Here is a 13,290-nt window from a genome sequence, read left to right on the forward strand (position 1 = left end):
GTGTTTGATGACGCCACGATGGCCATGATCAAGCAGCGGGCGAAAGCGGGTCAGCAATTACTCAAGGCGGGCGACATCATCGGCCTCGTCATGAAAGCCACGCCGGATGTCGGTACTCCCACGGGTGCGGGTGGTTACTCGACGTTTTTCGTTCCTGTGGGAACGCAGGTCGTGGGAGCGCAGTATGGCTACATCGACAGCAAGGGGAAATTCGTCGCCATTCCGATGAAAGGGCAGTCGATCTTGTCCCTCGGCGACGGTTCGATCTCAGCAGCGGCGCAAAATGCGCTTAAAGGCCTCGAACTCGGCCCGAACATCGTTGGCCAGAAGACATTTGCTGTAGATGGCTCCTCTGGTGTCATGCGCGGCACCATGGCGGGCGTGTATGCTGACACCGGCATTTTTTATTCCACCGATCCGAAGACGGTCTGGCAAAGCTGGGTGACATCAGGCGGTCTGGACAACAACATCGGCACCACCTCGGATAACTACATCACCAACAACTCCGGCGATGTGATCATTCCGACAACTCGCTGGGATGCGGAGCAGTTGCTGGCCTGGGGTTCGAAATCTCCCGGCGCTTTGGTGGATTCTTCTGACCAGCGTGGCAACACACCTTGGGGCATGGGCAGCGGTGTCGCAGGTCCGCAGAGCGGTTATGCCTGGCACTTCGACAAGACGGTGTGGGATACGCAGGCCAGCAACTCCAACCGAATGAAGCTTTCGGTGAACAGCATGGGGCCATGGCAGCGCATTCGTTACTCAGGCAGCATGGTCAGCAAAGACGAGCCCGGCCGTCAGGGATCTGATCTCGGCTACGTCGGAGTGGACGCCTCCAGCATCGGCTTTGACCTCAGCCCCGCGAATCCGCTGCCCGCGACCACGAGCTGGAATGACTCGACCAGTCCCAAGGCCATCCGTATGGCTTGGGGGAATCTGGAGCTCTTCCGTCCTGAATACAGCCGTGTTCAGTTGAAGATTCTCAAGAATCCCGGAGAGGCCGACTCGCCATTTGATACCGATGGTTTCCTCCAGTCCTACACCGACACCTTTGGCGGTGATGCCGGCGGTGAGTACAACAACAAAGACCACCTCTGGCGCTATTATGAGCCCACTGCCGCGAACCTGGCAGGCAAACCGTTCATCGCCAAGACCGCCTCCAAGCCCATCGTGGCTCCGGGGGAGAATTTCTATTATGACATCGATGTGGTGAACTTCAGTTTCATCACGCTGACGAATGTGGTGGTGGAGGACATTCTTCCTTCAGGCGTGCAGTTTGTCAGCGCCCAGCCGGCGGTCAGCAGCGGGACCAGCACCCTGACTTGGAATGTCGGCAGCATGGCCCCGCAGAGCATCAAAAGTTTCCGTTTGAATGTGAGGGCCACCGGCACCGGCATCCAGGTGAACACCGCATCGACCCGTTCTGATCAAGCTCCCAAGGCCAGCACGATGGAAATCATCGACATCACCAGCCAGGCGCTTCTTTATCCTGACAAAACGGTGACTCCCGCGGATGTTCAGCCGGGCGGCACGGTGGCATACACATTGGTGATCGAAAACACGGGCACCACCGGCAGTGTCACGCCGATGGTGATCACGGAGTTTCTTCCCGCAGGTTTCACTTACCAAAGCCTGGTCTCCGCGAAGGTGAACGGTGCCCCGGCGGCCTCCGGTGGCGTGGTGGTGAACAACTCGGTTCCATCCAAGCCGCTGTTCACCATCAACCAGGCGATCAATGCGGGCAAAAAGCTGGAAATCACCTTCAACGCCAGGGTCAGCGACTCGCAGCCGACAGGAACCTACACCAACAGCTTCAGCTACGAGTTTGGCGGCAAGATCATGTCCACCGGAGCGCTGGCGCCGGTCAATGTGGGCGGAGCACGCATCGGTGACACGGTGTTCCGCGACTGGAATGGGAACGGCGCGCAAGACGCGGGCGAGGAAGGCCTTCCGGGCGTCACGGTGCAGTTGTGGAACAGCGCCGGCACGGCTGTGCTCGCCTCACGCGTGACCGACGCTTCAGGAAAATATGTTTTCGGCGGGGTTGCGTCTCCTGGCACTTATCAGGTACGCATTTCCAGTCCGCCTGCGGGATATGTTCCGACCTATGACCTCGATGGTCTTGGCATCGGCAGCGTAAATCTCGCGGTGGTTTCCGTCACGGCAGGGCAGCAACGCATGGACGCGGACTTCGGCTATCGTCCGGGCGGTTCCGGCAGCATCGGTGATCTTGTCTTCAATGACACCGGCAGGGACGGCAGCTATCAGGATGGCATCGACTCCGGCATCCCGGGCGTCACCGTCCGGCTCTACGTTGACAGCAACAGCAACAACAAGCTCGACACAGGCGTGGATCTGTTGCTGGCCACCACCACCACCAATGCCAGCGGCAATTACGCCTTCACCAATCTGGCCACCGGCCTGCCCTACATTGTGGATGTCGATGAAGCCGACGCGGACATCGTCACCGCTCTTGGCGGCTCGCCGGTGCGCATCACCACGCCTGATCCGGTGATTCTGACCAACCTCGGCGGCGCTTACAATGGTGCTGATTTCGGTTTCTGGCGCGAGCAGCCTGCCAGCATCGGTGACGAGGTGTTTCTCGACAACAACAGCAATGGTGTCAACGACACGGGAGATCGTCCGGTGGTGGGCATGCCCGTGATGATCTACGGGGATCTCAACGGCAACGGCTATCCAGACGCTTCGGAATGGCTGCGCACCGTGCTCACTGATGTGCAGGGCTGCTACTTGATGACCGGCCTGGGCGCGGGCAGCTACATCGTGACCCTGGATGACAATTCGGCCGCCGTTCCGCCGGGCTATCACCAGGCCGTGGAGCAGGTGGCGGTGACCGTGGCCGCCGGAGATTCAGACCTGACCGCCGACTTCGCTTTCGTGCAGCTTCTGAGCAAGACCGCCAGCCGGGCCAATGCGGTGCAGGGAGACCAGATCACCTACACGATGACGCCCCGCTACTCGGGGACCGATTTGCTGTCGAATCTCACCATCAACGACGCGCTGCCTACCGGGACGACCTTTGTCAGCGCCGGTCAGGGCGGCACGGTGAACACCTTTGTGTCACAGCCAGCGGTGAATGGCAGCGCGGGCAATCCGGCCGTGCAGATGACCACCGGCACCTACACCGGTGATGGAACAGACAACCGCAACATCACCGGCCTCAGCTTCCAGCCGGATGTCGTCATCATCAAAGGGGCGAGCAGCGTGGCACCGGTCATCCGCACCTCATCCATGAGCGGAGACGCGGCCAAACTGGTCACGGCGAGCGCCATCACCGCCAACCTGATCCAGTCTTTCCTCTCCACCGGCTTCCAAGTCGGCAACAACTCGGCCGTGAACAGCAGCGGCATGCGCTACGACTGGATCGCCTTCCGCGCGGCCGGCGGTGCGCTCAGCGTGGGCAGCTACACCGGAAACGGCGCTGCCACGCGCACGATCACCACGCCGGGCTTCAAGCCAGGCACGGTGTTTGTGCTGCCGGCCACGGCATCGGCGGCGGTCATGAAGATGGACTCGATGGAGGACAATGAATCCTTCTTGTTCACCGGCGGTGCCGCCGCGACGAATCTTGTCACCGGGCTTTCATCGACCGGCTTCCAAGTCGGGGCTGGCAGCAATGCGAGCGCGACGGTTTATCACTTCCTCGCTTGGAAGCCCCTGGCCGGCATCACCGCCACTGGAGTTTATGACGGCAACGCGGCGGATGACCGCAATGTCACCGATGTCGGCTTCCAGCCGTCGTTTGTGTTGCTGCGCAGCGCCTCGGCGGTGGCGGCGGTGATGCGTCCGGCCACGCTCACCGGTGATTTGTCGCTCTTCGGCAGCGCCACATCGAACGCGGCCAACAACATCCAGTCCTTGCTAAGCGATGGATTCCAGGTCGGCACCGACACGCGTGTGAATGCTTCCGCGGTGCAGAACTACTGGGCCGCTTTCCGTCCCGCCACCGCCTCCGCGCTCACCACCACGGCGATTGGCGTGTCCAAAACCGTGTGTCGCAACGGCGACCTCGTCACCGTGACCATGACGCTCACCAGTGACGCGGCTTTGTCCGGAATCACTCCAGCAGCGCCTCTGGTGAACGCCACCGGCAGCGCCACGGCCACGCTGGTGAGCGGTCCCACGCCCGCCACGGCCTCCATTGCCGCAGGCGGCAGCACCGCTTTCTCCTGGACTTATCAAGTGGATGCCGGAGTCAGCAGCGGAGACATCAGCTTCACCGCCGGCGCCACCGCGGGGAGCTACAAGTTTGACGAAGGCATTTCTCCGTCGCTCAACGTGTCAAAAACCGGCACGGGACAGAGCGTGAGCTGGAACCTGGGCAGCACGACCGCAGGCACGCCCGGATCATTGGTGCAGAATCTGAATCTCTACGCGTTGCAGGGGGACGGAAAAACCGGCTTTTATCGTTACGATGCCGGCACAGGGACGTGGCTGGCACGTGCGGTCACTCCGGCGGCGGTGCAATGGGGCGGCGCCCTGACCTCGGACCGCACCTTCCTTTATGCGACACGCGGAAACGGCACCAACGCCTTCTGGCGTTACGATCCGGCCACGAACGCATGGACCGCACGTGCAAACGTGCCCGGCACCGTGAAAGAAGGCGGTGCGCTGGTCTATCTCGCGCCTCATGTGTATGCGTTGCGCGGCGCCGGCACCGCCAACTTCTACCGTTACAACAACTCCACCAACGTCTGGAGCACGATGGCCTCGCTGCCCGGGAATGTGAAAAATGGCGGTGCATTGACCACCGACGGCACGTTCATCTACGCACTCCGCGGGGATGGCAAAAGCGACTTCTACCGCTATGATCCGTCAGCCAACACATGGACGAAGAGAACTTCAGTGCCCGGCGGTGTCAGCAGCGGCGGTGCCTTGAGCTTTGACGGCACTTACATTTATGCGTTCCGCGGCGGTGATCGCAAAGAGTTCTACCGCTACAATCGCTCCACCAACGCCTGGAGCCGCCTCACAGATGCTCTTGGCACCGTCAAGGATGGTGGCGCGATGGTGTATGCCGGTTCCACTCTCTATGCTCTGCGCGGCGACAACACCAAGGACGCGTGGCGCTACAACCCATCCTCAAACGCATGGGCCGCCATGGCAAGCATGCCGGTGAATGCGAATCCCGGTGCTGCCATCGTGGATTACGGCTCGCCCACCCCTACCGAAATCAATGTGGATCTCAGTGTGACGCCTTCCCTGGTGGTTCATGGCGGCACCGCGACTGTGACGATGACCGTTTCCTCCAGTTCCGGGCAGATCACGGGCGTCACACCTCCCGCGCTCACGGCTACCGGCACGAACGGCACCACGGCCACGCTGCTCAGCGGTCCATTGCCTTCCAGCATCACCGTTCCGTCCGAGGGATCGGCCACGTTCACCTGGACTTACTCCGTCTCGGCCGGGACCAACCCCGGCACATTGAGCTTTGCCAATGGCGCGTTCAGTTCTGCAGGCCGCAGCTTCCCGGCATCCACGTCCAACAGTATCATCACCACGCGCCCTGTCACGTTCACGGTCAGCGTGACGGACGCGTCCGCGCTCGACTCGGTGGACAACGTCGCCACCATCCAGACCAATGAGCTGAGCGGCACTTACATGCTGGCGGACTTCACCAGCGGCGCGGATGAGGACCGCTTGCTGCTGGTGAAAAACAACCAGGTGGAGGACCTGGGCGCTTCCGGCACCACGCAGGGCAAGGCCATGCTGCTCAACGCGGACGGCACTCTTTTCGTCGCGGACCGTGATCCTGCGATTGGCTCCGGAGCGGACCGCATCGCAGTGATCAATCCCGGAACCTCCTCGCCGCCGGTGAGCCAGTGGGCCTCGAGTGTGGTTGGTTTCAGCAGCCAATACAGCACCACGGACTGGTCGGCCGCCCAGGCTCTCGGCGCGCCCAACACGATGAGCGCGGGTGATTTGCCCACGGCCTGGGCACCTGCCACGAACACCAGCAGCCCTGAGTTCCTGCAACTGGGATTCACCACGCCGGTGTATGCGACCTCAGTGCGCGTGCGCGAGACTTTCTCCGCTCCGTTTGTCACCGGCATCGAACTTGTCGAGCCCAATGGCACCGTGCATGTCATGTCCATCCCGGCGGACACCACCGTGGCCCCTGGCTATTTCACCTTCAGCTTTCCGGCCACCAGCTATCTCGTGGATGAGGTCATCATCCGCACGACAAAGTCAGGATACGAGGAGATTGATGCCGTTGAATTGAACGGCTACACCAGCCTGGGCTTTGCCACGACGGTGATCGGACGTGCCGCGGATTCCACCAATCTGCTTGAGGGGCCGCTTGGCAATTTCAGCGTGCTCAAAATCACCTCCATGGCCTCTGATCCCGCCACGGGAATGATCCAGGCCATCCACCGGCGAGATGATGCCAGCACTGGCAACACGCTGCTGGACGTGATGTTTTTGATCGATCCCTCCACCGGTTTGCATGTGGAGGACGCCTTCGGTGCCGGGGTTGATTACGTCGTGGTGGCCTCCAACACCCTGCCTACCGCTCTTTACGACATTGATGACATGACGTTCCATCCTCAAACGGGGGAACTGTTTGCCGTGGCCAATGACTCGGTGACAGGTGTCAGTGACTCGGACCGTCTGGTTAAAATCGATCCGTTGACGGGCGCTGTGACGGACATCGGGCGAATCACGATCGCGGGGTCTTCCACTGGCATCAATGACTTTGGAGGTCTGGGCTTCGACGCCAATGGCGTGTTGCGCGGCAACACTGGCAACACCGGGGCCGCGGCTACCAACAACACTCTCTGGCGCATCAATACCGACACGGGTGTTGCCACGCGGGAATTGACCATGACGGCCACTTTCCCGGCGTACACAAATTATCAGGCTCTTTCCAGCTCTTCTGCCGCTCCGGCCATCCCGCAGACGCCGAGCCAGATCGTGCAGACCGCGCTCACGGGAAGCATCGGGGACACGGTCTTCGCGGACGTCAATGCCAACGGCGTTCAGGATGCCACGGAGGTCGGTCTGGGCGGGGTGAAGATCACCGTCACCAACGGCACGATCACCAAAACGGCGACCAGCGACGGCTCGGGCCGCTACCGCGTCTTCGGACTGAATTCCAACGGCGGCTCTCCCTGGTCGGTGAGCGTGGATCTGGCCACGCTGCCCGCCGACTGGGTGGCCACGACCTCCCCGCTGCTGCAGCGCACGCTCGCGGCCAACGGCACGCAGATCAATGACGCCGACTTCGGTTTCATCCCGCCGGTCACGAACGGCGGCTCGGTCCGCGGTATCGTGTGGCTGGACTTCGACCAGGACACGGTCATCGACACCACGGAGCCGTTTCTGAACAACATCACCGTTCGCCTCTACCGCGATCTCAACAACAACGGCACCATCGAGTCCAGCGACCTGCTGATGCGCCAGGCCATCACCGATGTGAACGGCGCTTATGCCTTCACCGGCCTTGGTGCCGCGAATTATCTCGTCGATGTCATCGAAAGCACTCTTCCTGCCGGCGTGGTGCTCGTTTCCGGTCCTGCGACGCTTTCGCTGACCACAGGATTGAACCGCATCACACTCGCTGCCGCGCAGAACGTGACGAACGCGAACTTTGGTCACAACCACAGCGGCAGCATCGGTGACCGCGTGTATTACGACACCAACTTCGACGGCATGCAGGATGCTGACGGCGCGGACAATGTTTTGGGCAATGCGGATGACGAGCCCGGCATCGCCTCCGTCGGCGTCTCGCTTTACGCGGATGACAACGCGAACGGGAAGGTGGACGCCACGGAGCGAATCCTGCAGTCCACCACCACGAACGCCAGCGGCCAGTATCTGCTGAACCGCCTGCCTGCGGGTCGCTATGTGGTGCGTGTGGAGGAACAGCATGTCCCCGCGCCTCCAACGAGTCCGAACGCCGGCAAATTTGACACCATGCTGCCCACCACAGGCGAGGAGATCGCGGTAAATCTCGCCGCAGGAGCCAGCGTGCTCACCGCCGACTTTGGTTTCGGCGAACTGGCACTGGTGGAGGGCATTGTCTTCCACGATACGAACTCCGACGGTCTCATCGGACCGGGAGAGCCCGGCCTGCCGAACGTGACCGTGACGCTGACCGGCACCGCTGTCTCAGGCGCCGCCGTCTCCCGCTCCGCTACCAGCGCCGCCGATGGCGGCTATGCCTTCCTCGTGGTTCCGGGCAGATACACTGTTTCTTATGTGACGAACGATCCGGACATTCCCGCGAGCATGACGCGTGCGACGACTCCCACGTCGTATCTGATGAGCGTTGTGGGCGGAAACGAGATCGAAGACATCAATTTCGGCCGCGATCACGCCGGCGCGGCCACGGGGGTCATCTTTGCGGACGCTGACGGCAACGGAGCGCGCCAGACCACGGAAAGCGGCCTCGCTAATGTGCTCGTCGAACTCTACAACTCGGCGGGCACCACGTTGCTCGACTCCAAAGTGACCGACACGGACGGTGTCTATCGTTTCGACGGTCTCGACAACGTGACTCACCTCATCAAGGTGCGTTCGGATACTCTTCCGACAGGTTATTCGACCACGCCCACGGCCGATCCGGTGCTGCCGCTGGATGGCAATGCGACCGTCGCGATTTCTGGAGGCGGAACCGTCAGCAACCTCAACTTCGGCTATCGCATTCCAACCGTCACGTTCGGTCTGGCCGGTCGTGTGTGGAATGACAACGGGCAGGGCGGCGGCGTCGCCGGTGACGGCGTGATCAACGGCACCGAGGCCGGTCTGTCTGGCGTGCCGGTGCAGGCTCTGGTCGATGTCACCAGCGATGGCACGACGGACGACACGCTCACCTTGTCCGCCGATGCCAGCGGTAACTTCAGCTTCACCGGCATCACCTCGGGCTCAAAAGTCACGCTGATGGTCAATGGCACGACCTTGCTGGCGCAGGGATATGTGCAGACCGGCGATCCTGACGCGACCAGAGACCAGCAGACGGTGATCACTTCGCTCACCTCCAATCTGACGGGCCGTAATTTCGGTTATCGTCAGCAATTGAGCAGCGTGGCCGGCCGCGTCGTCATCGGCAGCGGCGATGGCATCGCGCAGGCGGGTGAGACAGGTCTCTCCGGCGTCACCGTCACATTGACCTCCGCAGGTGCCGACACGATCTTGGGTACGGCCGACGACACAAACTCCACCGCCACGACGAACGCCTCCGGCGCCTACACGTTCAGCAGCCTTCTCCCCGGCGGCTACAGCGTCTCCTACACTCCACCAGCCACTTATCATGCCTGGGCCGACGCGGACGGCATCAACCCGAACAACATAAGCATCACGCTTGACCCCAATCAGACGCTGACCGGTCAGGATTTCGAGGCGGCGCGCCTTCAGATCGGCAGCCTGGTCTGGAACGACGTGAACAACAGCGGCACCTTCGACGCGGGAGAAAGCGGCATTTCGGGTGTGCAGGTGCAGTTGTTCACTCCCGGCGCTGACAACGCGATTGGCGGCAGCGGCGGCAACGCGGACACTCAGGTTGGCACGACCACCACCAATGCGTCCGGCATCTACAATTTCACCGGCATGGTGCCCGGCGCTTATTATGTGCGCGTCACGCCTCCAGGCGGTTTTCCCTTCACCACCGGCACTCCGGTGACTGCGGACAACCAGCTCGACAACGACAACAACGGCAGCCAGCCCGGTGGATCGGGCACGGTCCTTCTCAGCCCTGTTTTCGTCCTGGCGGTGGGCACGGAATCCGTCACCGACGGCGACACGGATCCAAACACGGAGATGACCATCGACTTCGGTCTGTCGAGTTGCCGCACGTTCACCATTTCGCCATCTCAACTTCCCAACGGCACCGCTGGAACGCCCTACAATGCCACGCTGACCGCTTCTGGCGGCACCGGACCTTACACCTTCCAGGCACGCAGCCCGCTGCCGGGTGGTTTGAGCCTCTCCTCAAGCGGTGTGATCAGCGGCACGCCGACAACGGCAGGTGGAGCCACGGTGCTGTTTGCCGCCATCGACTCGCTTGGCTGTGAAACGACCGTCAGCCGTGTGATTCTCGTCTCACCCGCCGTGGGAGCCTGTCCTGATCCGCAGGGACGCACCTATGGCAATGCGTATCTCGTCACACGTTTGGGCCGCGATGTCTTTGGCGGGGAAACCCAGAGCCAGGGCAACTGCGTGTTCAACATGTCGCCGGACGGCCGCTGGGTCACCGGTATTCGTTTTGGTCTCAAAACACGCGGCTTTGTCATGAACACGCTCTCGCTGAGCAGCGTGGACGTGCCGCTGGTGGATGTCACGCATCCCTATGCGATGGGCAGTGATGTGAATGACAGCGGCAATGTGGTCGGTCATGAAAAATGGACCGCAGGTGCGAGGTTCAACGTGATCCCGTGGTTCTACAACCGCACGAGCGGAACGGTCGTGCGTCTGCTCACGCCGTATGATGGAAACACCAGCGTTTACGCCCTGCCGGTCGCCCTGACGGCCGACAGCGCTTTTGCGTTTGGCACGGCTGACCCTGACGGCCCTTCCGGCCCGTTGATGTCGCAAGGCGGCATGTGGAACCTGAGCTCGCGCGCATGGACGGCCATCGCCGGCGTGCGCGAGGTGCTGGATGCTTCCGCCGATGGCACGCGGCTGCTCGTCATCGACAGCAGCGGCACAGGCAAGGTCATCAGCGGCAGCCATGCGAGTGGCTGGAGCACCACGCTGGTCACCTTCACCGGCGGATCGCTGCGTGGTGGCCGCATCAGCCCGAACGGACGTTATGTCGGCTCCAGCCAGCGCATCGCCGGAGTGCCGGTGCCGTTTGCGCATGACATTCAAACCGGCGCGCGCACGAATCTGCCGCGTGTGCTGCCGCAGGATCAACTGGGTGGCATTGTTGGTGCGATCAGCGACACCGGACGTGTGCTGGGATCGATTTACAGCAGCGGCTCCACCGGCAGCTTTGCGGTGATGTGGGATTCTCCCACCACCGCCTACAAGCGCGTCGCTGATTTGCTGATCGAGGACGGTCATGCCGCGCAGGACTCCGCTTACGCGTTCTGGAACATTTACAATGGGGGTGACGGCATCTCCGCCGACGGCAACACGCTGGGCGTTTATGGCAACAATCCCGGAGCCATTGAGGATTCGATGATCTTCCGTCGTGTGCCGGCCGCGGAGGCGCGCCTCTGCCTCGGCAACGCGGTGTGGCAGGATCTGGATCGTGATGGCATCAAGGATGTGGGAGAACCTGGTGTCGCAGGTGTGGTCGTGCGTTTGTTCCATCCTGGGGCGGATGGAGCGCGTGGCGGCACCGGTGTGAACGCCGACAATGAGGTGGCTCCTCCGATCACCACGACGAGCAGCGGCGCTTATGTCTTCAGCGGTGTTCCGGCGGGCACTTACTATGTGCAGATCACGCCCACGCTCGCGCTGCCTTCGACCTCGGGCGGCGTCGTGACTTTCGACAACGGCATCGACAATGACAACAACGGTCTGCAGCCCGGCGGCCCCGGAACACCGATCGTCAGCCCGCTGATCACGCTGACGGCCGGGTCGGAGTCGATGAACGACGGCGACACCAATCCCAACACCGAGCTCAGCATCGACTTCGGCCTCGGCGACGGCGTGAACCTGGGCGATCTGGTGTTTGCCGACTTGAACCGGAACGGACTGTTTGACGCGGGCGAAACGGGCATCCCGAACATCGGCGTGGAGCTCCTGAACAGCGGCGGCATCGTGCTGGCCAGCACCGTCACCGGCGCGGACGGACGCTATTTGTTCGGTGGTTGCGCCCCCGGCAGCTACCGCGTGCGCATTCCGGTGCCTTCGTCCACCTACACGCTCGCATCACCGGCGGTGAACGCTGACAACGGCGTGGACAACGACAGCAACGGCATCCAGCCGGCGGGCACCGGCGGCAGCACCACCAGCCCGCTCATCACGCTCGCCACCGGAACGGAGCCGGGTTCGTCCGGCGGCACCAGTTTTGAAAACACCATCGACTTTGGCTTCCGCTCCTGCCCGGTCATCGCGATCTCTCCGGCGATGCTGACAGCGGGTGTTGTCGGCACGGCCTATTCGCAGACACTCACCGCCAGCGGTAGCAGCGCCACGCCTTATACCTGGAGCATCGTTTCGGGATCATTGCCGGCGGGATTGAACCTCGGCAGCGGCGGTGTCATCACCGGCGCGCCCACCGCCCCCACCAGCGGCGTCAATGGAGCCAGCGTCACCATCCGCGCGATGGACGCCGACGGCTGCTTCAAGGATCAGGTCTTCAACATTCGCGTTTGTCCTGTGATCACAGTGAATCCGGCCACGCTGCCCGTGCCTTTGATCGGTGTTCCGTATTCACAAACCATCACGGCCACCGGCACAACGGCCACGCCGTTGCTTTACAGCGCCACGGGGCTGCCAGTGTGGCTCAGTCTCGATCCCGCCACCGGCGCTCTGTCCGGCATGCCCACCAACGCGACCTCGGTGACCTTCACCATCACGGCCACGGATGCCAATTTGTGCAGTGCTTCGCGCACTTACACGCTGCCGCCGGTCTGCCCGACCATCACCATCGCTCCCACCGTGCCCTCGGTGGCCAGAGTGGGGCAGGCATACTCGCAGACGCTCACCGCGTCGCCGCAGTCCGGCCTCATCGGCCAGTATTTCTCCGGCAGAAACTTCGACAGCCTGCTGCTGACGCGTCAGGACAGCTCGATTGACTTCAACTGGGCCGGCGGAGCCCCGCATGCCTCGGTTCCGGCGGATAATTTCTCCGTGCGCTGGAATGGCTTCATCCGTCCGACTGCGACCGGCACGCACACCTTCCAAACCACGTCTGATGACGGCATCCGCCTCTGGGTGAACAACACGCTGATCATCGACCAGTGGAGGGATCAATCAGCAACCAATTACAGCGCGACCATTTCGCTCACGGCAGGAACCGTGGTGCCGGTGCGCGTCGAGTTTTATGAAAATGGCGGTGACGCGGTCTCGCGTCTGCAATGGTCCGGCCCTTCGCACGCGATGCAGACCGTCACCGGATGGCTCACGCATGCGTGGAGCATTGCCAGCGGCACACTTCCGGCCGGGTTGTCGCTCGACCCGGCCACCGGCGTCATCAGCGGCACTCCGACGGTCGCGAACGGTGTCGGCGTCAATGTGACTGTGCGCGCCACCGATCCCACCGGCTGCTCCGGCACGGCAGTGCTGCCGTTCCAGGTCTGTCCTGTCATCACGCTCACTCCTGCCGCGCTGAAGCCTGCGACGGTCGGTTTGCAGTATCAGCAGACGATCAGCGCC

Annotated in this window: 1 protein-coding gene (running past one end of the window); it reads left to right on the plus strand. The window is 62.3% G+C overall.

Translation table 11 applies throughout. The features are described from left to right. Positions 1 to 13,290: the beginning of an SdrD B-like domain-containing protein gene (locus ACILSE_RS01655; RefSeq protein WP_395715596.1), read on the plus strand. It continues 20,697 nt past the right edge of the window; 13,290 of the gene's 33,987 nt are visible here — the first part of the coding sequence; it begins with the start codon at positions 1 to 3; its stop codon lies off the right edge, out of view.

The organism is Prosthecobacter sp., assembly GCF_044236155.1.
Lineage (GTDB): Bacteria > Verrucomicrobiota > Verrucomicrobiia > Verrucomicrobiales > Verrucomicrobiaceae > Prosthecobacter.